At 63.9% G+C, this 24,878-nt stretch carries 18 protein-coding genes and 1 other RNA gene; 4 read left to right on the top strand and 15 right to left on the bottom strand.

The annotated features are described in order from the left end of the window. Positions 1-24: 24 nt before the first annotated feature. The 9 genes from thrS to XALGPE39_RS04900 form a co-directional block, all read right to left on the bottom strand. Positions 25-1,929 (bottom strand): threonine--tRNA ligase, encoded by a 1,905-nt coding sequence (gene thrS / locus XALGPE39_RS04940; RefSeq protein ID WP_045728980.1) that lies wholly within the window; start codon positions 1,927-1,929, stop codon positions 25-27. Between the two features lie 545 nt (positions 1,930-2,474). After that, positions 2,475-2,834, bottom strand: a complete 360-nt coding sequence (locus tag XALGPE39_RS04935) for a hypothetical protein (protein WP_045727224.1) — start codon at positions 2,832-2,834, stop codon at positions 2,475-2,477. A 141-nt stretch (positions 2,835-2,975) separates the two neighbouring features. After that, complete coding sequence (locus XALGPE39_RS15510; RefSeq protein ID WP_235429750.1) at positions 2,976-5,015, bottom strand: XVIPCD domain-containing protein; 2,040 nt, start codon at positions 5,013-5,015, stop codon at positions 2,976-2,978. A gap of 167 nt (positions 5,016-5,182) precedes the next feature. After that, entirely contained in the window at positions 5,183-6,043 is an 861-nt protein-coding gene (locus tag XALGPE39_RS16185) for a hypothetical protein (protein WP_200893861.1), read from the bottom strand. A 55-nt stretch (positions 6,044-6,098) separates the two neighbouring features. Next, entirely contained in the window at positions 6,099-7,376 is a 1,278-nt protein-coding gene (locus tag XALGPE39_RS15505; RefSeq protein ID WP_152624817.1) for a hypothetical protein, read from the bottom strand. Continuing rightward, positions 7,373-8,230: a hypothetical protein gene (locus XALGPE39_RS16180; protein ID WP_200893901.1), complete on the bottom strand. Its 858-nt coding sequence runs from the start codon at positions 8,228-8,230 to the stop codon at positions 7,373-7,375. Before XALGPE39_RS16180 ends, XALGPE39_RS15505 begins: the two co-directional genes overlap by 4 nt. 55 nt (positions 8,231-8,285) lie before the next feature. Next, positions 8,286-8,579 carry a hypothetical protein gene (locus XALGPE39_RS04910; RefSeq protein ID WP_045727223.1) on the bottom strand — a complete coding sequence of 98 codons (294 nt, stop codon included), beginning with the start codon at positions 8,577-8,579 and terminating at the stop codon, positions 8,286-8,288. A gap of 299 nt (positions 8,580-8,878) precedes the next feature. Further along, positions 8,879-10,948 carry a S9 family peptidase gene (locus XALGPE39_RS04905; protein WP_045727222.1) on the bottom strand — a complete coding sequence of 690 codons (2,070 nt, stop codon included), beginning with the start codon at positions 10,946-10,948 and terminating at the stop codon, positions 8,879-8,881. A gap of 237 nt (positions 10,949-11,185) precedes the next feature. Next, on the bottom strand, positions 11,186-13,144 hold the full coding sequence (locus XALGPE39_RS04900) for an oligopeptide transporter, OPT family (protein WP_045727221.1): 1,959 nt from the start codon (positions 13,142-13,144) through the stop codon (positions 11,186-11,188). Between the two features lie 156 nt (positions 13,145-13,300). Between XALGPE39_RS04900 and XALGPE39_RS04895 the strand changes: the two genes are divergently transcribed. The 4 genes from XALGPE39_RS04895 (at position 13,301) to XALGPE39_RS04885 (ending at position 18,541) form a co-directional block, all read left to right on the top strand. After that, complete coding sequence (locus XALGPE39_RS04895; RefSeq protein ID WP_045727220.1) at positions 13,301-15,067, top strand: oligopeptide:H+ symporter; 1,767 nt, start codon at positions 13,301-13,303, stop codon at positions 15,065-15,067. Positions 15,068-15,128: 61 nt separating this feature from the next. Continuing rightward, positions 15,129-15,204, top strand: a non-coding RNA gene (locus XALGPE39_RS15125) — sX9 sRNA. Between the two features lie 137 nt (positions 15,205-15,341). Beyond that, on the top strand, positions 15,342-16,928 hold the full coding sequence (locus XALGPE39_RS04890) for an MBL fold metallo-hydrolase (RefSeq protein WP_235429748.1): 1,587 nt from the start codon (positions 15,342-15,344) through the stop codon (positions 16,926-16,928). A gap of 14 nt (positions 16,929-16,942) precedes the next feature. Further along, positions 16,943-18,541 (top strand): MBL fold metallo-hydrolase, encoded by a 1,599-nt coding sequence (locus tag XALGPE39_RS04885; protein WP_045727219.1) that lies wholly within the window; start codon positions 16,943-16,945, stop codon positions 18,539-18,541. A 96-nt stretch (positions 18,542-18,637) separates the two neighbouring features. On the opposite strand, the gene XALGPE39_RS04880 is transcribed toward XALGPE39_RS04885, so the two are convergent. The 6 genes from XALGPE39_RS04880 to dpgB all read right to left on the bottom strand — a co-directional run bounded on the left by XALGPE39_RS04880 (position 18,638) and on the right by dpgB (position 24,877). Then, positions 18,638-18,856 carry an MbtH family NRPS accessory protein gene (locus XALGPE39_RS04880; RefSeq protein WP_045727218.1) on the bottom strand — a complete coding sequence of 73 codons (219 nt, stop codon included), beginning with the start codon at positions 18,854-18,856 and terminating at the stop codon, positions 18,638-18,640. Between the two features lie 101 nt (positions 18,857-18,957). Next, on the bottom strand, positions 18,958-20,691 hold the full coding sequence (locus XALGPE39_RS04875; protein ID WP_082061829.1) for a cyclic peptide export ABC transporter: 1,734 nt from the start codon (positions 20,689-20,691) through the stop codon (positions 18,958-18,960). A 28-nt stretch (positions 20,692-20,719) separates the two neighbouring features. Then, positions 20,720-21,508: an enoyl-CoA-hydratase DpgD gene (dpgD, locus tag XALGPE39_RS04870; RefSeq protein ID WP_045728973.1), complete on the bottom strand. Its 789-nt coding sequence runs from the start codon at positions 21,506-21,508 to the stop codon at positions 20,720-20,722. Positions 21,509-21,513: 5 nt separating this feature from the next. Beyond that, entirely contained in the window at positions 21,514-22,860 is a 1,347-nt protein-coding gene (locus XALGPE39_RS04865) for a PLP-dependent aminotransferase family protein (RefSeq protein WP_045727217.1), read from the bottom strand. After that, positions 22,857-24,134 carry an enoyl-CoA hydratase/isomerase family protein gene (locus XALGPE39_RS04860; RefSeq protein WP_045727216.1) on the bottom strand — a complete coding sequence of 426 codons (1,278 nt, stop codon included), beginning with the start codon at positions 24,132-24,134 and terminating at the stop codon, positions 22,857-22,859. Before XALGPE39_RS04860 ends, XALGPE39_RS04865 begins: the two co-directional genes overlap by 4 nt. After that, the gene (gene dpgB, locus XALGPE39_RS04855) at positions 24,131-24,877 is read right to left on the bottom strand and encodes an enoyl-CoA-hydratase DpgB (RefSeq protein WP_045727215.1); all 747 of its coding nucleotides are present in this window, start codon (positions 24,875-24,877) and stop codon (positions 24,131-24,133) included. Before dpgB ends, XALGPE39_RS04860 begins: the two co-directional genes overlap by 4 nt. Position 24,878: the final 1 nt, after the last annotated feature.

Genomic DNA, 24,878 nt, shown 5'->3' with positions numbered 1-24,878 from the left:
AATTTCGCCCGCGGCAGGATGATCTTACGCCGACTGCTCGGCACGCAGACGTTCGGCGAAAGCGGCAACCGACATGGTCCCCAAGTCTTCCCCCGAGCGCGTGCGTACTGCAATGGCGCCGTTTTCCTTTTCGCGGTCGCCCACGACAAGCAGATACGGCACCCGCTGCAGCGTATGTTCGCGAATCTTATAGCCGATTTTTTCGTTCCGCAAATCGGCCTCGATGCGGAAGCCTTGATTTGCAAGGAGTTTCCGCACGTTGTCTACATAGTCAGCCTGCGCATCGGTGATATTCATGACCATCGCCTGCACCGGGGCCAGCCAGGCCGGGAAGACGCCGGCGTGGTGCTCGATCAGGATGCCGATGAAGCGCTCCATCGAGCCGACGATGGCCCGATGCAGCATCACCGGATGTCGCTTCTGGCTGTGTTCGTCCACGTACTCGGCACCGAGGCGGCCAGGCATCATGAAATCGACCTGCATGGTGCCGAGCTGCCAGGTGCGACCGATCGCATCCTTCAGGTGATACTCGATCTTCGGGCCGTAGAACGCACCCTCGCCCGGTAGTTCCTGCCATTCCACCCCACAGGCACCAAGCGCGGCGCGCAACGCGGCTTCGGCCTTGTCCCAGGTCGCATCCTCACCCAGGCGCTTGTCCGGGCGCAGGGCGATCTTGATCTGGATGTCGTCGAAACCGAAATCCGTGTACACCTTCAGCGCCTGACGATGGAAGGCGGTGACCTCGGCCTCGATCTGCTGCTCGGTACAGAAGATATGACCATCGTCCTGGGTGAACCCGCGCACCCGCAGGATGCCGTGCAACGCACCGGACGGCTCGTTGCGGTGGCAGGCACCGAACTCGCCGTAGCGGATCGGCAAGTCGCGATAGCTGTGCAGGCCCTGATTGAACACCTGCACATGGCCCGGGCAGTTCATCGGCTTGACCGCGTAAGTGCGCTTCTCCGACTCGGTGAAGAACATGTTGTCCTGGTAGTTGTCCCAGTGACCGGACTGCTGCCACAGCGACACGTCCAGAATCTGCGGGCAACGCACCTCGCCGTAGCCGTTGTCGCGGTACACCTTGCGCATGTACTGCTCGACCACCTGCCAGATCGACCACCCCTTGGGATGCCAGAACACCAACCCCGGCCCTTCTTCCTGCAAATGGAACAGGTCCAGCGCCTTGGCGATCTTGCGATGGTCGCGCTTGTCCGCCTCTTCCATGCGCAGGATGTAGGCATCGAGTTGCTTCTTGTCGGCCCAGGCGGTGCCGTAAATGCGCTGCAACTGCTCGTTCTTGGCATCGCCACGCCAGTAGGCGCCGGAGATGCGGGTCAGCTTGAACGCCTTGAGGAAACGCGTGTTCGGCACGTGCGGCCCGCGGCACATGTCCACGTATTCCTGGTGGTAGTACAGGCCCATGGCGGTGACGTCTTCGGGCATGTCCGCGATCAAGCGTAGCTTGTAATCCTCGCCGCGCTGCTGGAACACCTCGATCACCTCCGCACGCGGGGTGACCTTTTTGATCACGTCGTAATCCTGCGCGATCAGTTCCTGCATGCGCCGCTCGATCGCCGCCATGTCCTCGGGGGTGAACGGACGCGCGCTGTAGATGTCGTAGTAGAACCCCTCGGCGATGACCGGCCCGATCACCATCTTGGCCTCGGGGTACAACTGCTTGACCGCGTGGCCGACCAGATGCGCGCAGGAGTGGCGAATGATGTCCACGCCCTCCTCGTCCTTGGCGGTGATGAGACGCAGGCTGGCATCGTGATCGATGAGGTCGCAGGCATCGACCAGGCGGCCGTCGACCTGGCCGGCGATGGTCGCCTTGGCCAGGCCCGGACCAATGGACTGAGCCACGTCCATGGGGCTAACAGGATGTTCGAAATCACGGCGGCTGCCGTCGGGAAGCGTGATCGTAATCATGGGCGTCGGCAATAAGGAAAATGGAAACAGGCGAGCGGCTTGCACGTCGGCTTGGCGATCCGCCATGGCAGGACGTGGGACATAAAAGAAGGCGCCACAAGGGCGCCTGCTCGGATAGCCTTGTGCGGAAATTCAAACGGAAGCGGTGGTAGTGCTCATGTCGCACGCTCGGCCGGCGTCGCCGCGGGCCACCCATGTTTGGCATCTGATGATGCGCAAAATGGTAAACCAGTTGCGATCAAATTGGTAATCCGCATCACCGCCTGCGCCAGCCCTGCCTGGTGATTTACGGCCAGATGGGGAGCAGAAAGCCTGACTCCCGACAGCGCAAAACGCCTATGCTACGCATGTGCAATGTCCCACTTGATGTCCTGCTCAGCGGTGACTGAAACGCCTCCGCGTGGCGAAGGCAGGCTGACTTGCGCGAGTCAGGCGCTCATAGCCCGATCTGCCGACAGGCACGCGCGCATCGGCGTGCGGGATGACGACGAGGAACGCGAGCCGGCATCGACCGTTGAGAACGGCGCTCAACGCCCTCCTGGCATCTACGCCTGCTGGGCCTGCAACTGTTGCTGTTGCGTCAGGTATACGGCGTGATCGATGGCCTCGACGTGATCGAATTGCTGCACATCATGCATCGTCTGCTGCACGCTCGGGCGCGGTTTAATGAGATCGAGCATGGCAGGCAAGCCGAAGCCGCAGATACCCGACAGCTTGATTTTCGGCGCATACGGATGCCACGCTGGCTGATCCACCACCTGCCAATAGCACCAATAGGTCAGTAGTTGGACCTGTGCGTGTTCTCCGAGCAGAGTCAGCACCAAAAAGTCAGACAGATACAGCCCAGCGATGGCAACGGGTAGCAACGCGATGACGGCGGTAATGCCTTTGGTACGCGAATTCATCGGGGGACTCTTCCTTGGGAAATCGGGCGAAATCGAGCGTGATGGATGCTGCAACGCCTTGGGTGGGTGAAGTCGTCGGGCGCGGTGCGGTTCAGCGCATGGCTGTCCATTCGGCGTGCCTGGATGGCCTACGGTTGCCGCCTACAGCTTCATGACCATGCCCTGCCCTTGCATCTGCGCCGCGCGCTGGGCCTGCATCGCCTGCTCGGCGAGGTTCTGCTGCTCCACCGTCTGCAATTGCTGGCTGGCCTGGGCCACGTTCGGCGCTTGCGCCAGGTCCGGCGCAAAGATACGCGCCACTATCTTCCCCTCCGCTTGCACCGCGTAATTCGGTGTCTGGGTCGCATACCCCTGCGGCATCCCCAGGTGGACACGCTCCACTTCGGTATGACCGAACTTGCGCGCCTCCACCACAACGTGCGCCGCATGACGGTCCAACTGTTCCGGATCCGGTGCCGGTCGGCCCCACCTTTCATTGGCATTGGCGATGGCACTGCGGGCCTGTTCGAACATCGCATGGCGCGGATGCGCGGGATGGCGCATGTCCTCGGCGGTGACCGTGATCGGGGCAATGACGCGGCTTGGCGGCTCTGGGTGGGATGCTTCCCGCGCCTTCCAGCTCGCGGCATGCTGCTCGGGCGACTTCACCAATGCCTGTTCGGGATCGATCCGTAACACGTTGCTCTTTACGTTGAATGAGTACGGCTGGTCATAGGCCAGCAGTTGGCCCTGATGCTGCTTGAAGCCTCTGATGCTGTGTTCGTAATGCGGATCAATGCCGAGGGCGTCGGTGAACCCAGCGGCCAGCCGTTCCTGCTGTGCGGGGCCGTAGGGCAATTTATCGCCATTTATCGGCAATGTATGGGATTGTTCCAGCGCATTCTTGAACTGCGTATAGCGCGAGTGCATTGGGTGGTCAGGTTGCCGGAAGTCTTGGAGGTGTGCGTCCGAACGCGGCGGGCGTGTCGGCGGGGTGTACTGCACGGGCGCGGCCGCCTGACGTTGTTCGTGTCCGTGCGGTCGGGGGTCCTGGGTTTGCCGCTGTTCGTGTTCGCGTTGCTGCGCATCCATAGCTTGGCGGTGCAACTGGGCATGTTGCTGCGCGAGGTGGTGTTGCTGCTCGCGCGCTGCCTGCGCTTGCTGTTCCTGCTGCTGGAGTTGCGCGATCCGTGCCTGTTCCTGTGTATCCACGCTGGCCGGTTGTTCCGGGGCCGCAGTGCTGTGCTGTGGCGGCGGTGCATGTCTCTGCGTGGGGGGCTGCACCAAATGCGGCGCCTGGTGTTGCTGCGCCTGTGGCGTGGGTGCGGCTGGCGTGCTCTGCCCGAACCACTGCCCTGGATGGGTGACGGTCTCGTAAGCTTGGCCGCCAGCATGTTCGACCGCATGGATGCCGCGCTCCACGGTTTGACGACCGGCATCGTAGGCATGTTCGGCACGCACCTGCACCGCCAGCGCTTCCGCCTTCGCCGCCATGGCGGCAGTCGCGACAGGATTCAGAGCCATCCTCAGTAGCTCGCGGTCCTGATGGATGTCATGGCGCAAATGGTCAAAGGCGGCCTTGTTCTGCGCGTAGTTGGCCTGGTGCTGCGCCAGCCTCTCCGGGAACAGCACGCTCTGCGGGCCAGTGAAGTGCATGCCGCTGTGATCGCCCATGCGCATCGCCTGTAACGGATTGGGTGGCGATGCGCTGTGGCTGGCGTCGAGGTAGTGCGCGTCTTTGAGCGCTTGCACATCCTCTGGCGTCGCCAGGGTCACCACCGTGCCGTAGTGCCGACTGGCCGCACTCACCGGATCCCCTGCCAGGACGTAATTGGTCACCTGCGTGCCACCTTCCGGCACGTGGTGGCGCAGGCTCACCGCACCGTAAGCGTTGAAGGTGGCGCCGCGCAGGCCGAATTCCGCCGCCTCGATCTGCGCCAGCGCGCCGCCGAGGGAGTGGCCGGCGACGGTCACCTGGTCTTTGGGGATGCCCTGCTTGGCTGCCTTCGCGAGCATCTGGGCGGTGAACGCATCTGCGGCGGCCTTTTGTGGGTTGACGGCATCACGCACCATCGTGGCATCAACGGCGATGTCCTGGAGTGTGGTGAGCGCATGGCTTGCTTTTTCCGCCTTGGTCTCACCGGTAAATAGACCTGGGTCGGTGCCGCGATAGGCGATGATGATGTGATGTGGCTTCTCCACAGTCTGATATGCCGTGGCATGAAAACCGGTTATAGGATCGTTTGCGTAACCAAATACTTGGTGCCAGTGCCCATTGAGAAGAACTTTTACCTGCTTCTCAACATCACTTTGTGAACGGTTTAAATATGAGTCATTGGCAGCATCAGCGCGTGCTTGATCGACAGGATTCATTGCTTGGCTTCCTTGACAGCGATGGTGACTGAGAAATGAGCATCTGGATGCTGAATTACCTCATCATCTTCTCCAGTGAGGGTTGGAGCGCCATAGGGAGCGAAAGAAGTATCCCCATACACGCTTTTCTTGAAGTAGTAGGTCTCCTGACTTTCTCGCAGGAGTTGTTCAAACGCACCACTCCAGGCAAATCTAACGCCTTTCGCTATGGCACTGGCGCTAACGCTGGTGACATCCCAGTGGCACACGCCGAGCTTGAAGTAGTCCTCATCCAGCAACGCGTCGCGATAGAAATATCCCTTCCACGTGTGATCGTCCACGCGGGTCATGGGAACATCGAGCCCGGTATTGGGCATGTGCTGCTCGCCAATAAACGGGATCATCGGCACGCATTTCGGATTGATCACGTCGTAGTGGATGTAGGCCCCCTCAAACGCATCCCACGGCCCCGGCGCATGGGAGGTGGCAATCACTTCGTAGCGTTTGACCGGGTGCGGATTGAGGTGCCCGGTGGCGCCGTCATTGCCGACATCGATGCCTTTGGAGCACCCGGCAGCGGTCAGGGCCAACGGCATGAGGGCGGTGGCGGCCAGGTGGTGCAGTTTCATCGGGTCGTCCTCGGGGGGATTGGTCGCGGATGCGGCGGTCGATTGGGACGGCCACGGCGCGGGTTTGCGCTTGGGTTCCACCGGCAATCCGCCAGGTGGCAGTGGCCCCAGCTCGGCGCGCACCCGCGCATTGATGATCGCCATATCGCGCAGAAGTTGCAGATCGTGCAGCGGATCGCGCACCTTGAGTTTGCGCGGGCGATAGGGATTGTCGCTGTGATCGTCGTGATCGTCGGTGTCCTGGCTCATCGCGCGTGAACTCGGCCTTGGAGAAGGGGGGATGCCATCAGAGCAGATCGTACTTTCATTGTGCAGGGTTGCTGTGAACAGGTGGCGGCGGTGTCTGTCGGTGGGTTTGTGCCAGGTGTGGGGCGTGCTGCTGCGCCTGTTGGATGCGTTCGTGCTGCTGTTGGGCGGCGTGGTCTTCCTGCAGTCCCGTGCGCCTGTCCATCGCCGGGGACAATGTGGACGCGGCAGCGGATGAGGATGAAGAGGAGGAGGACGTGTCCGCGTTCGTCGATGTGGGAGGGAGGGAAGCTGCTGGCGTGCTCTGCCCGAACCACTGCCCTGGATGAGTGACGGTCTCGTAAGCTTGGCCGCCAGCATGTTCGACCGCATGGATGCCGCGCTCCACGGTTTGACGACCGGCATCGTAGGCATGTTCGGCACGCCTCTGCACCGCCAGTACTTCCGCCTTCGCCGCCATGGCGGCAGTCGCGACAGGATTCAGGGCCATCCTCAGTAGCTCGCGGTCTTGATGGATGTCCTGGCGCAAATGGTCAAAGGCGGCCTTGTTCTGCGCGTAGTTGGCCTGGTGCTGCGCCAGCCTCTCCGGGAACAGCACGCTCTGCGGGCCACTGAAGTGCGTGACGCTGTGATCGCCCATGCGCATCGCCTGTAACGGATTGGGCGGCGATGCGCCGTGGCTGGCGTCGAGGTAGTGCGCGTCTTTGAGCGCTTGCACATCCTCTGGCGTCGCCAGGGTCACCACCGTGCCGTAATGCCGACTGGCCGCGCTCACAACATCGCCCGCCATCACGTAATTGGTCACCTGCGTGCCACCTTCCGGCACGTGGTGGCGCAGGCTCACCGCGCCGTAAGCGTTGAAGGTGGCGCCGCGCAGGCCGAATTCCGCTGCCTCGATCTGCGCCAGCGCGCCGCCGAGGGAATGGCCGGCGACGGTCACGTGGTCTTTTGGGATGCCCTGCTCAGCCGCCTTGGCGAGCATCTGTGCTGTGAACGCATCGGCGGCGGCCTTTTGTGGATTGATGGCATCACGCACCATCGTGGCATCGACTGCGATGTCTTGGATGGTGGTGAGCGCATGCTGCGCTTTTTCCGCCTTGGTCTCGCCGGTAAATAAAGCCGTATCGGTGCCGCGGTAGGCGATGATGATCTCTTGTGTATCTCTATTTCTGTAGGCAGTAGCATGAAAGCCGGTTATAGGATCGTTCGCGTAGCCGAAGACGGTATATTTCGCATTACCTAGATATATGCGCTTGGGACTGTCAACTTCACTCTGCGAACGGTTTCTATAGGAATTAATAGCAGCGTCGGCATGTGCTTGATCGGCAGGGTTCATGGCTTGGCTTCCTTGACAGCGATGGTGACTTGGAAATACACATCAGGATGTTGAAGCACATTATGGTCAGTAGGACTAAAATCAGGTGCCCCATAAGGAGCCAAAGATCTGTCTCCGTATGCGCTCTTCTTGAAGTAGCTCGCCTCAGGACTGTCGTGCAGTAATTCTTGCAACATACCGCCCCAATTGAACCTAACTCCCTTGGCAATCGCCGAAATGCCAGCACCGGTCGCATCCCAGTGGCACACACCAAGCTTGAAGTAATCCTCATCGAGCAAGGCATCTCGATAGAAATACCCCTTCCACGTGTGATCGTCGACCTGTGTCATGGGAACATCGAGCCCGGTACCAGGCACTTGCCGCACACCAACGAACGGCATCATCGGCACACATTTCTCATTGATGACGTCATACCCGATGTATGCCTTGATCGCATCCCACGGCCCCGGCGCATGGGAGGTGGCAATCACTTCGTAGCGTTTGACCGGGTGCGGATTGAGGTGCCCGGTGGCGCCGTCATTGCCGACATCGATGCCTTTGGAGCACCCCGCAGCGGTCAGGGCCAGCGGCATGAGGGCGGTGGCGGCAAGGTGGTGCAGTTTCATCGGGTCGTCCTCGGGGGGATGGGTCGCGGATGCGGCGGTCGATTGGGACGGCCACGGCGCGGGTTTGCGCTTGGGTTCCACCGGCAATCCGCCAGGTGGCAGTGGCCCCAGCTCGGCGCGCACCCGCGCATTAATGATCGCCATATCGCGCAGAAGTTGCAGATCGTGCAGCGGATCGCGCACCTTGAGTTTGCGCGGGCGATAGGGATTGTCGCTGTGATCGTCGTGATCGTCGGTGTCCTGGCTCATCGCGCGTGACCTCTCCTTTGAATTTTGACCAACCCTCTCCCCTGCACCTGCGATCTTACGCAACAGTGGCGTGCAGCAATTCAGGCTTGGGCTTGAACAGCGCAATCAGCACGCTCAGCCAGGCCAGCAGCGGCGCGCCGAAGCCGAGCGCGCCAATCAGCTCGACCTTCCCCGCACAGGGTAGATACGCAGACTGGTGGATGACCTTGAGATACTCGATCCAGATATTCCACACCAGCGACGTATGCACGCTCAACAGCGTGCGCAATCGCCAGCCGGCGAGGTACAGGCCAGCGACCGCCATCGCCAGAAATACAACACCGGCACCTGCCCATTTGACTCCCTTCATTCCTGCCGCCATCCCTGTTTCGCCGGATTGAAACCCCATGCTGAGCCAGGTGCGGTAATACTGTCAATACCAAGTATGGTAAATCCGGCAATTCCACCCATGCGATGTCGGCGGCGAATGCGACGCCGCGTCGAGCTTGGCTTGCCAAGCCATGGTATGCCGCGCGCCTATTCACAAAAGGTCGCGCGGTTGCGGTGCGGTTTGTTCGAGGCGCTCCGCCATCAGGGCGCGTGCCGGCCCGATGGCAGATGTTGCGGATGCGCTCTACGGGAATACGGAATCCGCGTCCCCGACTGCATTCATTCCCCGAGATGTTGCTTCAACCATCCATTGACGGTGTCGTGCCACAAAATGCTGTTCTGCGGTTTGAGCACCCAATGATTTTCGTCGGGGAAATACAGAAACTTGGATTCGATGCCTTTGCGCTGCAATGCGCCGAACGCCGCCAAGCCCTGCTCCATCGGAATACGGAAATCCTGCTGGCCGTGGATCACCAGCATCGGCACTTTCCATTTATCCACGTGCGCAATCGGGTTGAACTTTTCGTAGCCAGCCGGGTTCTGCCACGGCGTCCCGCCATTTTCCCATTCGCTGAACCACAATTCCTCGGTGGCATAGCCCATCATGCGGTTGTCGAACACGCCATCGTGATCGACCAGGCACTTCCAGGGTTGGTTCCAGTTGCCGGCCATCCAGTACACCATGTAGCCGCCGTAGCTGGCACCGAGCGCGCAGGCTTTGCTGCCATTGAGGAAGCGATATTTTTTCAGCGCCGCCTCCCAGCCTTTTTGCAGGTCTTCCAGCGGGCGGTCGCCCCAGTGCTGGCTGATCGCGTCGGTGAAGGCCTGGCCGTAGCCGGTGGAGCCGTGGAAGTCGATCATCACCACGGCGTAGCCCTGCCCCGCATACGTCTGCGGGTTCCAGCGGTAACTCCAGCCGTTGCCGAACGTGCCTTGCGGGCCGCCGTGGATGAGGAACGCGACCGGATAGGTTTTGCCTTCCTGGTAGTTGTACGGCTTGACCACGTAGCCGTGCACCGTGTCGTTGTTCCAGCCCTTGAAGGCGAACTGCTCGTAGTCGCCGAAGGCCACGCCAGGCAGCAGCTCGCTGGCGCTGGGGGTGATGGCACGGGCGTGCTGGCCATCGGTGTCGGCGACGACGATCTGGTCGCCGCTCTTGAGGCTGTCACGGGTGAAGGCCAAGGTGCCGCCGGCCACCACCGGAGTGCCGATGGTGCCGTCCGCGACGAGGCGACGAACCTGGCCGCTGGCGAGATCGACCGCGAACAGCGGATGCTGGCCCATGTCGTCGGCGGTGGTGTACAGGGTGGCGCCATTGGCCGAGAGCACGATGCCGGCGGCCGAGCGGTCCCACTGTGGGGCGATCGCGCGGGTCTTGCCGCTGGCCACGTCCATCGCCATCAGCTCGAATCGGTCGGCTTCGAAACCCGGTCGCTTCATCGCGCGGTAGTACAGGGTCTTGCCGTCGGCGGAGAACACCGGGCCGGCATCCCAGGCCGGATTGGATGCGGTCAGATCGACCGGCGCCGCCTTGCCGGCGGGGTCCAGCCGGTACAGGTCGAAGTTGGTCGACCATGGTTCCTGGCGGCCCGCGACGCGCACGCTGGCGACCAGCGATTGCCCATCCGGGGCCCAGGTGTAGTCCTCGCCACCGCCGAACGGCTTGGACGGGATGTCGCCGTCCAGGGTGACACTGACCGCCTTGGCGGCAATCGCCGGCTTGGCCTTGGCCCCGCCCGGCAGCGGGGCGATGAACAGGCTGTTACGGCGACCATCGTTCCAGGCGTCCCAGTGGCGCACGAACAGATGATCGAATACCTCGCCGCTGGCCTTGGCTTGTTTCTTGGCATCCAGACGTTTCTGGGTGCAACCCAGGTCCGACAGGCAGTCCTGGAACACGGCGGCACTGAAGGCGACGCGGTCGCCCTGCGGCGCGACGTGGTAGCTGTCCACATCCAGCGGGACATCGGTGAGCTGACGCGGCGTGCCACCGGCCAGCGGCAGCGCATACACCTGTTGCCGACCAGACTTGGCGCTGAGGAAGTACACGGTCTTGCCGTCGGCCGACAGCTCCGGCGTATTGACGTTCCAGCCCTCCGGGGTCAGCCGCTTGGCCGTGGCCGCGTCGCCGCCGCGCAGATCGCGCAGCCATAACGCGGTGCTGGCCTTGTCGGTACTCTTGTCCATCTGCCGCTTGGCGAAGATCACGTTGCGGCCATCGGGGGTCAACAACGGCGAGGACACCCGATCCAGCGCGACCATGTCGTGGACATCGAAACCGCGCGGGGCCGCCAGCGCGGGCAACGCGGTCAGCAGGGCCAAGGGCAATAGGGCATAGCGCAAGATCATCGAGGGTGTCTCCGGAGCGGGGCAAAAAATTGATGGTAGGCGTGGCGGGGGCCGTAGCGCAAAGAGCATGACGTCATGGCAAAGCGCTGAACTGGGGCGTGCCCGAGGGAACCTGTGAATGAGGCGAACAGCCGTGCAGCGTCGACCCGCATGGCGCACGTCGGCGCGGCTGCGCCAGCCGCACACCCGCCGCGCGGCAGAGATGAGCGGCGACGGCACAACGCCATGGCACAGGCCTCACCCCTGCGGCGGAACAGCCACTTCCCCCTTGCGGCCAGTACGGTAGAGCAAGCCACCGACGAGCGCGAGCAGGGCAAGGCCGTACCACTGGTTCAGATGGAATGCGCCCGGTAGCGCAAGCACGTCGGCACGGCCGGAGAGCACGATCGGCACGGCGATGGCGATCCCCATCAACGCCTCGCCGGTAATCAGGCCGGCGGAGAACAGCACGCCGGGACGATGCACGCGGTCGCGCCCGGCTTCGTCGTCGGCGTGGATGTGGTGGAAGCGCTCGACCAAATGCGCGATCAAACCACCGAGAAAAATCGGCACCATCAGCTCCAGCGGCAGGTAGATGCCGATGGCCGCCGCCAGCACCGGCGCACGGAAGCGCTTACCGGCCCGCTTGAGCCACCCATCCAAGGCAATGATCGCCGCACCAACCCCCATGCCGATCCAGATCATGGTCCAGGGCAGTTCGCCGCCGAACAAGCCCTTGGCCACCGATGCCATCAGCGTGGCTTGCGGCGCGGCCAGCGCATTGGGATGCTGCGGTGTCGCCGCACCGATGCCATAGGCCTGTGCCAGCAGGTTCAAGACCGGGGCCATGATCAACGCGCAGGAGAACGCGCCGATGGCCAGCATCAATTGCTGTTTCCACGGCGTCGCCCCGACCAAATAGCCGGCTTTCAGATCTTGCAGATTGTCGCCACCGACCGCAGCGGCGCAGCACACCACCGCCCCGATCATGATCGCGGCGACCGCGCCGATGGGCGAATCGCGACCGAGCAGCAGCACCAGCACCGCCGAAGCAAACAAAATGGTGGAGATGGTGATGCCCGATACCGGGTTGTTCGACGAGCCGATCAAACCCGCCAGGTACCCGGAGACCGAGACGAACAAAAAGCCGGCGACGATCATGATGACGGTCATCGGCACGCTGACATGCCACTGGCCGACGATGGTCTGGTACAAGCCCAGCAGCGGCAGCGTGCACAGCAGCAGCGCCAACAGCATCCACTTCATCGGCAGGTCGCGGTCGGTGTCGGCGACGAGGCCGCCGTCGCTGCGCTTGCGCGCGGCGGCGAAGCCGCTCTTGATTCCGGACAGTAGCGAGCGACGCAGCGAGAACAGCGTCCACACGCCGCCGATCAGCATGGCGCCCACGCCGAGGTAGCGCACTTTGGCGGCCCAGATGCCGAACGCCGCCTCGGCCGCCGACGCGCCCGCCAGACTGTGCGCCAGCACCGGGTCGGTGCTCATGAAATACTGCTGGTACAGCGGAATGGCCAGATGCCAGGACAGGATCGAGCCGAACAGCACCACGATGCCGACGTTCAATCCGACGATATAGCCCACGCCCAGCAGTGCCGGCGACAGGCTGGTGCCGACGTAGCCGACCATCTTGCTGCCAGCCAGATAAGTCGCCTGCGCCCAGGTATCGGGAATGACCTTCAAACCACTGGCCGCGCCGAGTTTGACCAGCCCGCCGATGGCAGCCGACACGCTCAGGATCTTCAGCCCGGGACCGGGGTTCTCACCGGCCTTGAGGACTTCTGCGGCAGCCTTGCCCTCGGGAAACGGCAGCGGATCCTCGACGATCATCGCCCGGCGCAGCGGCACCGAGAACAACACCCCGAGCAGGCCGCCCATGCCCGCGATGCCCAGCACCCACCAATACTTGAAGTCCGGCCAGTACCCCATGATGACCAGCGCCGGGATGGTGAAGATCACCCCGGCCGCAATCGACGAGCCGGCCGATGCGCCGGTCTGCACGATGTTGTTTTCCAGAATGGTGCCGCCGCCGAGCAGGCGCAGCACCCCCATCGACACCACCGCCGCCGGAATTGCGGTGGCGATGGTCAGCCCGGCGAACAGACCGAGATAAGCATTGGCGGCAGACAGCACCACGGCCAGCACAATCGACAGCACGACCGCACGGAAGGTGAGCTGACGCGGCGCGGCAGTGGTCTTCATGGTAATCCCCGAAACGAAAAACGCCCTGCACGCTAGCGGCTGGGGCGTGGCAAGTCCAGTGCGCGGGCGCTCGGCTGGCGGCACACACCGCGCGCATAGCAGGCAGAAGCGGCGGCAGACATAATACTGCGCGGTTGCTGCCTGTTGAGATCCCCTGTGCCTGTGTCCTCGCTCCCGCTGCGCGATACGCGCGACGACTTCCTCGGTCATCCCAAGGGCGTCTACGTCTGTTTCTTCACCGAGATGTGGGAACGTTTTTCCTTCTACGGGATGAAGGCGTTGTTGCTGCTGTACCTGACCAAATACCACCTGTTCGGCGACAAGGCCGGGCTCGACCTGCTCGGTGCCTACGGTGGACTGGTGTACTGCGTGCCGGTGCTGGGCGGGCTGCTCGCCGACCGCTGGCTGGGCATGCGCAAGGCGGTTGTGTTCGGCGGTCTGTTACTGGTGCTCGGCCACCTGGGCATGGCGTTCGAGGGCCATTCCGCCACCCGGGTGCAGGGCGTGGTCGTGCGTGATACCGCGTCGTTGGGGGTGACCTATCTGTCGCTGGCGCTGATCATCATGGGCGTGGGCTTCCTCAAGCCGAACATCTCCACCATCGTCGGCAAGCTCTATTGCGCAGACGATCCGCGCCGCGATGCCGGGTTCTCGCTGTTCTATGCCGGGATCAATCTCGGCGCGCTGTTCGCCTCGCTGGTCTGCGGCTTCCTCGGCGAAGCCTATGGCTGGCGCTACGGTTTCGGCGCCGCCGGCATCGGCATGTTGCTCGGCCTGGGCATGTTCCTGTGGGGACAGAAATATCTGCACGGGCATGCCGAACCGGCACAGCCGGCGCTGCTGCGTGAACGTGTGCTCGGGCTGCAACGCGAATGGGCCATTTACCTGACGGCGATACTGGGCGTGGTGCCGGTCGCCGCACTGATGTGGGCCGCGGCCAACGGTGCCTTCAGCCTGGGCGGGGAAATCTCGCTGGCCTTGTTGCTGATGCTGCTGGTGCTCGGCGCGGTGCTGTTGTGGTTCGCCTGGTTTACCGGCACGCAATGCACGCCGGTGCAGCGCCAGCAGATGATCGCGCTGATGGTGCTGATCGCCATGGCGCTGGTGTATTTCACCCTGTACGAGCAGACCTATGGGTCGTGGGTCACCTTCACCGACCGATTGATGACCAAGGATATCGTCCCGATGCTGGTGATCCGCGACGGCACGCCGCTGCCGTGGTCGATCGCCTCACTGTTGCTGGCGCCGCTGGGCTTCATGCTGGCCGCCGTGCTCTCCGAGCGCCGCCCAGACTCAGCCGCGCCGCGCACGCTGTTCGTCGCGGTCAGTGCGTTGATGCTGCTGTTCCTGCTCCGCGACTGCCTGGTGTTACCGCAGACCGCCGGTTCGCTGACCTACCTGGGCGCGCTGTTCCTGGTGCTGCTGGCACCGCTGTTCGCGGCGCTGTGGGCGTGGCTGGCGCGGCGCGGGTGCGAACCGTCCAAGCCGGCCAAGTCGGCGCTGGGCCTGCTACTGGCCGGACTCTCGTTCATCCCGTTGGCACTGGCCGCGCAGCAGGTAGGCAGCAGCGGGCAGGTTGCCAGCGTCTGGTGGCTGGTGCTGGCCTACTTTGTGCTGGAGGTCGGCGAGATGTGCCTGTCACCGGTCGGCCTATCGGCGGTGAGCCAACTTGCGATGCCGCGCGTGGTCAGCCTGATGATGGGCACCTGGTTCCTGGCGACCGCGTTCTCGGAGACGCTGGCGGCGCTGTTCGGCAAGCTGGCTGCGATCGAGGTGCCGGATGGTCAGTCGCTCGACCTCGCCGACGCCGCCGCCAAGTACGCGCATCTGTTCTGGCTGATGTTGTGGATCGGCGCCGGCTGTGCGGTGCTGGCCTTCCTCGCCGCCCCGCTATTGCGGCGGATGATGCACGGGGTGCGCTAAGAGGAGCTCACAAAACGACTGCGTCGCCGCCGCAGGGGCGCGGGCAGTGCTCGGAATCGGTATGGACCGCCTGTACACGGCGCTTCCTGCGCGCTGTCCGCACCCACCCGACAGCGACTGGCGAGGTTTTATTAGCCACTCTAAAAATCCCGAACCGCACCTGCCCCCCCGCGTGGCGCGCTGCGGCAAGCCGCTGCCACGATGGTGCAAGCCGCCGCGCGCCCTGCAATGCCAAACTGCACGCCCACGCTGCCGCACGTTTCTAGGCCCGCCCATGATGACATCCCCCTGGTTCCGGCTCTCCGAGCATGTCCGTCTGCTTCCGCGCGTCAACGGCTGGTTTGCGCATCCCTATCTGATCTCGCCGTTGACCTTCGGCCTGTACACGCAACACTCGCATCTATCGATGATGGAGTCGTTTCTGGAGGATCCGGAGCAGCACCGGGCGGCGCTGCGCGAGCCGGACATGCGCGGCGGCCCCTTCATCGATCATGCCGGCGATGTGGCCGACATCCGCGCTTTCCGCGACCAGACCCTACAACGCTGCGCGACGCAGTTGCAGTATGCCGATGCGATCAGCGCGGTCTACAGTGTGTTGCAGAGCGAGGCCAAGGGTGCCGGCCTGGCCGGGCTATACGCCAAGTTCGACCCGCTGATCCGCGACAAGCTGGAAATCTTCTACGACGTCAGCAAGCAGCCTGGCGTGCGCTTCATGGAGCGCCAGTTCTACGCCAGCAGCGCCTACGACCCCAGCCTGCAGAGTGCGGTGCTGGAACCGGTCAGCGACCAGGAGCGCGCGTTCGCGCTCAGCACGCCGCAATTGCCATCGGCCGCCGGCTCGCTGGAATTGAACGCGCCGTTCGCCGACCCGTTCTGGGACCAGTTGTGCGGCGGCATGGCCGATGCCGAGGCGCTGATCGATCTGATCCTGAGTCACGCGCCGAGCGGCACCACGCGCGAGGACGCCCGCGCGTTGCTGACCGACGCGCCGCTGCCCGAACATCCGGCGCCGGACGGCGTGCGCGTGCGTTACTTCGGCCATGCCTGCGTGCTGATCGAAGGCGCGGGCGTGAGCATCCTGATCGATCCGCTGATCAGCTACCCCGGCGAATGCGCCATCGACCATTTCACCTTCGACGATCTACCGGCGAAGATCGATTACCTGCTGATTACCCATCCGCACCAGGACCATGTGGTGATGGAATCGCTGCTGCGCATCCGTCACCGCGTCGGCACCGTGGTGGTGGGACGCGCCGGCGGCGGCGATTTGCAGGATATCTCGCTGAAGCTGTGCCTGGAGCAATGCGGCTTTGCCCATGTGGTGGAACTGGCCGACTACGAAGAACTGCGCTTCCCGCGCGGAAGAATCGTCGGCGCACCGTTCTACGGCGAGCATGCGGATCTGGATATCCGCGCCAAACTGGTTCACGCAGTGGAATTGGATGGGAAGGTCTGCGTGCTGTTCGCCGACTCGCGTCCACCGACAGTCGAATGCTATGCGCAACTGAAAGCCATGTTTCCGCAGATCCACTGCATGTTCCTGGGCATGGAGTGTGTCGGCGCGCCAGCGACCTGGCTGTACGGCCCGCTGCTGCAGAAGATGCTGACCCGTGGCGAGGATCAATCGCGCCGGCTCGATGGCTGCGACCACGCCCTGGCCAGCGCGCTGCAGGCGTTCTTCCTACCCGAGCGGCTCTACGTCTACGCCATGGGTGCCGAACCCTGGGTGACCCACATCACCAGCATCCTGTATTCGGAGGATCTGCCGCAATTCCGCGAAGCACGCCAATTGGAAGCGACCGCACGCGCAGCGGGCCAGCATGCCGAACTGCTATTCGGCCGTTGCGAAATCACCCTCTGAGTCAGGCACGCGCCATGTCCGATGCACGCGGTTACTTGCGCGCCAATGCGGTGGCGCGCCCATTGCTGAACCACTGGATTCTATGGGACATGCTGATTCCACCGGCGCAGGCGGCGCTGGTGGTGGCCAAGCAGCAAGTGCCGATTCTGGAATCGTATCTGCGCGCGCCCGAACAGCATGCGCAGGCGGCGCGGAACCCGGCGCTGATGGGGGGGCCATGGATCAACTACCCCACCCCCAAGACTGCCGAGATCGGCCAGTTGCTCGAACGCACCCGCGCCGTGCAAGCCGATGCACTCGCCCTGGCGGCGGCGCTGCAAGCACTGGACGACCTGCTGCGCCAACAGGCCACCGGGCAATCGCTGGAAGCGCTGTACGCGCAGATTCCCGACACGCTGGCCGGACTGGTGGAACTGGTCTACGACCTCAACGATCATCCCGGCTTGCGTGTCCTGGAAGGCGTGCTGTATCGCAGCCGGTTCTATCGACGCGACCTGCAACAGTTCGCCTTCGACCTGGTCGAGCACGATTGGTTGCCCTACGAACGCAGCACCCCGGTACTGGAATCACCCGATACGCCAGTGCTGACCCTGCCGTGGAACGATGATCGGCTGGACATGCTGTTTTCCGCCGAGCGCACTCCCGTCGTGATCGACGCCTTGGCCGAGCAGCTCGGCATCAGCGCAACGCAGCGCGCCGGATTCGCGCGTTTGTTCGATACCGCGCCGCCCACGCAACGGCATTCCCCACCCGCGGCCGGCATGCGGATCCGTTATTTCGGCCATGCTTGCCTGTTGATCGAGTCGGCGCATACCAGCATCCTCACCGATCCGTTCGTCGCCTACGACTATCCGGCCGACCCGCCACGCTACACGCTGGCCGACCTGCCCGCGCGCATCGACTATGCGCTCATCACACATGGTCATAGCGACCATATCCGTCCGGAAATCCTGCTGCGGCTCCGGCATCGGATCGGCACCGTGGTGGTGCCACACAGCGCCGGGCGGCGCCTGCAGGACCCCTCGCTGAAACTGATGCTGCATGCGCTGGGCTTCGAGCGGGTGATCGAGCTGCACGAGTTCGAACGCATCGCACTGGCCGATGGCGCGATCACCGCGCTGCCGTTCCTCGGCGAACACAGCGATCTGGATATCCAGGGCAAGGCCGGCTACCACATTCGTCTGCAAGGCCATAGCGCGGCCTGCCTGGCCGACTCCTGCAACCTCGATCCGCATCTCTACCGGCATGTGGCCGCCGAGCTTGGCCCCATCGATGCCCTGTTCCTGGGGATGGAATGCGAAGGGTCGCCGCTGAGCTGGGGCTATGGGCATTTATTGAGCCGACGCATCGATCCGAAACTCGATCGCAGCCGACGCGATCGCGGCTCGCATGCGGACGAAGCCATCGCCCTGATCGCATGCTGGCCGGCGCGCAGCGCTTACGTGTATGCAATGGGCCAGGAGCCCTGGCTGAATCATGTGCTGGCGATCAACCAATCCGGCGAACACTTGGGCTTGCGTGAGGCCGAGCGGTTCCTGAGCCACTGCCGCACCCACGGCATCGACGGTGAGCGCCTGTTCGCGATGCGGGAACTGGTGCTGTCGGCGCATTGAGCAGGAGCAACACAACGGCGCATGGCGCGCGCCCTCACCAGCCGCCCCCTCCCGACGACGACACACGCCACCAGGAGGGGGAACGCGATGAGACGTTCAGTGTCCCGCCGCCGCCATCGCGTCGCGCAGGCTTTTCGGACGCATATCGGTCCAGTGCTCGTTGACATAGTCCAGGCAGGCCTGCTTCGGATTCGAGCCGAACACCACCGACCACCCGTTCGGGACCTCGGCATAATCCGGCCACAATGCATATTGCTCCTCGTGGTTGATTACCACGACGTAGTTCTGATCTTGTTCGTCGTCTTGGCTTGACATCTGTGCGTCCTCCGTTAGGAATGAGTGGCGGCATGTTGCACGCATCTGACGATGCGCGGGGCGCCGGCCGCACGTTCGACGCGCCCGTGAATCCGGTTCGATCAGGCGCCCGACACGATACCCTGAGCCTGTCGGCCGTGCAGCGTCGGTGCCTCGGTGTGCGGGTCGCCTGGTTCCTTATGCGGCAGCGACGATTCGGCCAGGCATCCATAGTCCAGCGCCAACACACGGTCGGCGACCTGGCGGTAACCCTGGTCGTGGGTGACCAACACCAATGTCTTGCCACTGGCGCGCAATGCCGGCAACAACACCGTATAGAAGCGCTCGCGAAACGCCTGGTCCTGATCGGCGGTGAGTTCGTCGAACAGCATGATCTGACGGTCGTCCAAGCACGCTTGCACCAGGGCCAGGCGCTTGCGCTGCCCCTGCGACAACTCCACCTGCGAGAACACACCGTGGATGTGATCGAAATTAACCTTCGCATCCAGATTCACCCGCTCCAGCCAAGCCTGCACCTGGGCCGGATCGGCCGGCGCGGCATCGGCGCCGATCACGTGTTCGAACAACATGAAATCGAAGAAGACCGCGCTGAACATGGTCCGATATTGCGCCAACGCAAGATCTTCGCCCAGCACGCGGCCATCGACGAGAATGCGCCCCTCGCTGGGCTGCAGCAATCCGCTGAGCAACAACAACAACGTCGATTTGCCGCTGCCATTACCGCCGGTGACGAACACGGTCTCGCCGCGCCGCACGCTCAGATCCACCGGACCGAACTGAAAGTGGTCGCCATTGGCGCCGGTATAGCGATAGATCACCCGCTCCAGACGCAGCGTGGTCCATGTGGCCTCCACCGATACGGGCACGCGGTCGGCCTGGGCGTGCGCGGCCAGTGCGGGAGCAGGCGGTACGCTCGCCGCATCGTCGAGCCCCACCTCGCGCAGATGCCGCACGCTCGCCGATGCGCCACTGACTTGCGCGCCAAGATCGAACAACGCATTGAGCGGGCCGCTGATGAACAAGCCGGTGATGACGAAGTGCAAAATCGTCGGCGACGGTACCGCGAACAGATAACGCCCTGCCAGGATCGCCGCCAATACCCAGCCATACCCGATCAACTCGGCGCAGGCATCGCTGATGCCCCAATGCATGCTGGTGTCGAACTGCGTCCGGCGCGCGTTCTCGATTGCCGGGCGCAACTGCATGTGCGTGAAATGCCCGGCACGCGCCGGCGACAAGGTCAGTTCCTTCTTGCCCTCCACCAACGTGCGCAGCAGTCCATTGAGGCGCTCCTCGGCCTTGCGCATGCGGTCGAAAGCCGGCCCGGTGAAGCGCCGAGTGAAATAGAACAACACACCCGACAGGCCGATGAACGGCACCACCACCGCGAACAACGGCAGCGAAACCCAGGACAGATACAGCAGCCCTCCCACCGACAGCAGGCTATTGGTCAACAGCACCGGCCCCATCTGGATCATCTGCGTCAGCCGACCGACATCGCCGATCAGCGCGCCGAACACGGCGTGCTTGCGATGCATCAATTGCTCCAGCGGCAACTCCAGAAAACGCGTGGACAGTTCCCCGCGCAGTTCCGCCATCAATCCGCTGCCCACGTGCGCCGCAAGGCGCGCGGACAACAGGCGCACCACCAGCGCGGTGCCAAGCAGCAACGCACCGTGCAGCAGCGCGGCGCCCATCGGCGTGTGCAGCAGGTTGGTCGCGGTCGCGTTGAGATAATCCAGCAGCAACATCGAGGCGCCCGCACTGGCCGCCGACAGCAGCGACATGCCCGCCAAGGTCACGGCATGACGGCGTAGATAGCACCGAATGAACATCAGACCACTCCCTCTGGCAAGCGCGCGCTCATTGCCCACTCCAACGCGGCGGACGCTTTTCCACGAAGGCCAGCGGCCCTTCGCGGCTGTCCTGACTGAGGCGCCGTCGTTCTTCCCAGGAATACCGGGTGGCGAACGCCTCGGCCAGCGGCAGGTTGGCCGACGCCGCCGCGGCTTGTTTGATCGCGCGCAGCGACAGCGGCGCGCACGCCAGTAGGTCCTGCACCCAGCGCTCCACGCAGGCATCCAACTGGTCCGCCGCGACCACCTCGTTGACCAATCCCAAGTCCAAGGCCCGCGCGGCCGGCATCCGCCGACCGCTCAGCAGATAGCCCATCGCGGTGCGATACGGCAGCTGCCGGGTCAGGCGGAACACGCCACCGGCACCGGGGATCAGGCCGAGCCGCGCCTCGGGCAAGGCGAATTCGGCGGTGTCCGCGGCGACGATGATGTCGCACGCCAAAGCCAACTCGAAGCCACCGCCCAGCGCCAGGCCATTGACCTTGGCGATCACCGGCTTACACAGATCAAAGCGCTCGGTCAGACGTGGCCAACCCGGCGCGCCCTGACTGCCGAACGACGACGACGGCGCACCGGCGTGCAGACGCACCGCCAATTCCTTCAAATCCTGTCCGACCGAGAACGCGCGCTCGCCACTGCCGCTGAGCACCGCCACCCACAGCGTGTCGTCGCGCTCGAAGCTGTCCCAGGCATCGGCCAACGCCGCATGCGTGGCCAGATCGAGCGCATTCAACACCCGCGGACGGTTAAGGGTGATACGCGCGACATGTCCATCGCGTTCGAACACTACCGGCATCGCCTTCATCCGAGCACCCGCGGATCGCACAGGAACCGGCGCAGACGCTTCACGCCCTCTTCGATTTGCGCATCGCTCAGATAACTGCACGACAGACGCAGCGTCTGCTGCCCGCCCTCGTCCACATAGAACATCCGCATCGGTGTCCACAGCACGCCGTAATCGCGCGCGGCCAGCTCCAGTAAGGCCGTATCCACCGTCACCCCCAGGTGCAGGCAGACGAAAAACCCACCTTGTGGCCGGTTCCAATGCAAGGCCGGATGTCTGGCGACCACATCGCCGAGTTCGCGCTGCAACGCCGCCAACAGACAAGCCAGCTTGCCCCGATAGAACACCGCGCGATCCGCACCCAAGGCCGCGAGCGAACCGCCACTGGCCAGCAGCATGCCCGCGGCAATCGCCTGGCAGACCGGCGAGGTATTGACCGTCACCATGCTTTTGAGCGCGGACAGCGCATCGGCCAGCACGCGCGGCGGCTGCCCGGCCACGTCCTGATCGGCGATCACGAAACCGACGCGGATGCCCGGCAAGGCAATCTTGGCGAACGTGCCTAGATGGATCACGCGCCCGCTGCGGTCCATCGCCTTCAACGAGGGAACCGCATGCTCGGGGCGGAGGGTAAAACCGTAGGTGCTGTCTTCCAGCACGTAGAAATCGTGCGCGTCTGCCGCATCCAGCAAGGCCTGGCGCTGCGCGCGATCCAGCAGACTGCCGGAGGGATTGGAGATATCCGGCGCCACGTACAATGCGCGTACCCGGCGGCCCTGCGCACGCGACTCGGTACAGGCGCGATGCAGGCGATCCAGATCGACGCGACCGTCGACCTCGTCGATGCCCAGCAGCGGGATCGCGAGGGTGCGCGCCGCGCCCATCGCACCGACGAAACACGGCTGCACCACCGCCAGGACGTCGCTTGACTGGGCGAACAAGGCCCGTAACACCAGGAACATCGCTTCCTGAAAACCCACGGTGACCACGATGTGCGACGGCGCGACGTCCAGCCCTTGATCCTGGCGCAGCGCCTGCGCGAGCAGCGCATTGATGATGCCGCGACTGGGGCCGTACTGAAACAGACGCCGCCGCACCTGCTGTTCGGTGAGCCCCTCGACACGCATCAGATGTGCGAGATAGCCCTGCAGATAAACATTCAGATCCAACGCTTCCAGCAACGTCGCCGCCGGTGCGCCAGGCGCGAACGAGATCGCCTCCGGATAGCGATCGATCACCTCGTTGAGAAAATCGATCGCTCCCAGCACCGGCTCGTCGAGGCAGGGATGCAACTCGGCCGGCTCCAGCATCGCCGGTGCAGGCGGTGGCACAGCGGCCACGCCGGCATCGCCTTGCCCACTCATGCGGCCCACCGCTGACGCAGACGGGCCAGCACATCGTTGGCATAGATACGACTGGATTGCACCAACACGAACTCGGCCATGTAACGGCGGAAATCCTCCGGCGATTCTTCCGCCACCCGCAACATGCGCCGATTGGGCGCCACCGCCTCGCTACGCATGCGCTGCACGGCATGGGCGATGGTCGCGTCCATGGCATCGCTGGCGACGACGTCGTCGGCCAGGCCCGCGGCATCGGGTTCCTCGGCCTGGATGATGCGTCCGCGCAGGATCATGTCGCGACTGACCCGATGCCCCACCCGCGCGCCTAAACGCAGATTGGCCGAACCCGGCACGATGCCCTCCTTGGCCGCGGGCAGCACGAAATAGGCCTGGCGTTCGGCCACCACATGATCGAAGGTCAACATCAATTGCAGGCCGCCGCCAATGGCGAACGCATCCACCGCCGCCACCCAGGGTTTCTCGATGCCCTGCTCGCGCACATCCGCGCCCGGCCAGCACAGGCCACGGCGAATCTTATTGAGATAGGTGAACTCGCGGCGCAGCAGGAAATCGACGAAGGAAATATTTCCCTGGTACAGATGCTGCAGATTGATCCCAGAGCAGAACACCCGTCGATCGCGGTACTTGGGGTGTTCCATCGGACCGCCACGCACGACCCCGACCATCACCTCATCGTCGAGCAGGGCGAGATCGACCGCCACTTCCATCGCCTCGACCAGTGCATTGTCCTCGGCATTCAGGCCAGTCTGATTGGCGACGGTCAACCAGGCCGCGCCATCGTGACGCTGCACATGCACCGGCCCGATCTGCACCTGCGCGTCATTACGGAACTGCGGCAGCAACGCCAACGCGCGCGCGGTCGGACGCAACATGCTGTCGATCAGATGGTGGCCGCAGTCGGGCAGGCGCAACACGCCCCACAGGACGATGGCCTGTTCGATCTCCCAGCCCTCTTTTTCGGCCTGGATGCAAGCGTGTTCGCGCGCCCATTGCGCCTGACTCGGCAACAAGCCGGGCACCGCATCGGCAGCGGCACGCAAGACCTCGTCCAGGCGCAGCGACAACCCATGCGCCTGAGTGAGCGCCGCGTACAACCAGCCACCATGTTGGCGCATGAACTCCATCCGCACGGCCCTGCAACGCGCATGTACCGCGGCGGCGCGCTGCGCCTGCCCTTGGTCGCGTTGCGCAGGGGCCGGCAAGGCAAGCAGTTGCTGCTCGCCCCAGGCCGCCACTGCGCGCACTTGCGCCAGTTGCTCGGCCAGTGGGGTCATGCCGACGCCATCGGCATGCAGGTGCCGTGCGGATGTTCGGCGGTGGCCTGTGCCGCCAGCCGCCGCTGGCGGCGACGCAGTTCCATGTCGCACGCGGCCAGGTGTTGACCCACGGCCTGCTCGTAGGAATGGGCCGCTCCTTCGAGCAGCAACAAGCGCCGGCCGGGCAGCGCCTGTAGGTCCACCTCCGCCAACGACGCCAGCCATGCGCCAATCGCGCCCTGAGCATCCTCGCTGACTTGATCGACCACGCCCAACTGCGCCATCCGCGCGCAACCCAATTGCGTTTCAAACAGGAACACCGTGCGCGCAGCGTCGATGCCCATCCGCGTGCTCATGCGCCGCATCGCCATGCTCGGCCACGCGGCTTCGCCGCGGCTGTGCATCCGGATACTGGCACCAGGCACCGCGATGCGTCGGTCCACCGCCAGCAGCAGATCCAACATCCCCGCGGTGCAGGCATTGTCGATGCAGGCCAAGGACACTCCCTCCAGCCGCTCGAAGCGACGCATGGCCTTTTCCCAGCGACCGATCACATCCAGATTCACTGGCCCCGGCCACGATGCCTCAACCGGCAGCGTGGCCGCACCACGCAGGTGCAGGAGCAACACGGCAGGTGTGCTCGCATCCTCCACCTCATCGCAGGCGCGACCGAGCCGTTGAGTCAATTCGTCGCTCAGCACACTGGTGGCGTCAATCTCCAGATGGACGAGATGCAAGACGGGACTAGAAGAGTCGCTCATG

This window comes from Xanthomonas sp. GPE 39, from assembly GCF_000963005.1.
Lineage (GTDB): Bacteria > Pseudomonadota > Gammaproteobacteria > Xanthomonadales > Xanthomonadaceae > Xanthomonas_A.
Note: the sequence above shows the minus strand (reverse complement) of the source record. Positions and strands in the feature narration are given on the sequence as shown.

Coding starts and splice junctions, on each gene's coding strand:
- thrS (WP_045728980.1), bottom strand. CDS start 1,929: ATGATTACGATCACGCTTCCCGACGGCAGCCGCCGTGATTTCGAACAT.
- XALGPE39_RS04935 (WP_045727224.1), bottom strand. CDS start 2,834: ATGAATTCGCGTACCAAAGGCATTACCGCCGTCATCGCGTTGCTACCC.
- XALGPE39_RS16185 (WP_200893861.1), bottom strand. CDS start 6,043: ATGAGCCAGGACACCGACGATCACGACGATCACAGCGACAATCCCTAT.
- XALGPE39_RS15505 (WP_152624817.1), bottom strand. CDS start 7,376: ATGAACCCTGCCGATCAAGCACATGCCGACGCTGCTATTAATTCCTAT.
- XALGPE39_RS16180 (WP_200893901.1), bottom strand. CDS start 8,230: ATGAGCCAGGACACCGACGATCACGACGATCACAGCGACAATCCCTAT.
- XALGPE39_RS04910 (WP_045727223.1), bottom strand. CDS start 8,579: ATGAAGGGAGTCAAATGGGCAGGTGCCGGTGTTGTATTTCTGGCGATG.
- XALGPE39_RS04905 (WP_045727222.1), bottom strand. CDS start 10,948: ATGATCTTGCGCTATGCCCTATTGCCCTTGGCCCTGCTGACCGCGTTG.
- XALGPE39_RS04900 (WP_045727221.1), bottom strand. CDS start 13,144: ATGAAGACCACTGCCGCGCCGCGTCAGCTCACCTTCCGTGCGGTCGTG.
- XALGPE39_RS04890 (WP_235429748.1), top strand. CDS start 15,342: ATGATGACATCCCCCTGGTTCCGGCTCTCCGAGCATGTCCGTCTGCTT.
- XALGPE39_RS04885 (WP_045727219.1), top strand. CDS start 16,943: ATGTCCGATGCACGCGGTTACTTGCGCGCCAATGCGGTGGCGCGCCCA.
- XALGPE39_RS04880 (WP_045727218.1), bottom strand. CDS start 18,856: ATGTCAAGCCAAGACGACGAACAAGATCAGAACTACGTCGTGGTAATC.
- XALGPE39_RS04875 (WP_082061829.1), bottom strand. CDS start 20,691: ATGTTCATTCGGTGCTATCTACGCCGTCATGCCGTGACCTTGGCGGGC.
- dpgD (WP_045728973.1), bottom strand. CDS start 21,508: ATGCCGGTAGTGTTCGAACGCGATGGACATGTCGCGCGTATCACCCTT.
- XALGPE39_RS04865 (WP_045727217.1), bottom strand. CDS start 22,860: ATGAGTGGGCAAGGCGATGCCGGCGTGGCCGCTGTGCCACCGCCTGCA.
- XALGPE39_RS04860 (WP_045727216.1), bottom strand. CDS start 24,134: ATGACCCCACTGGCCGAGCAACTGGCGCAAGTGCGCGCAGTGGCGGCC.
- dpgB (WP_045727215.1), bottom strand. CDS start 24,877: ATGAGCGACTCTTCTAGTCCCGTCTTGCATCTCGTCCATCTGGAGATT.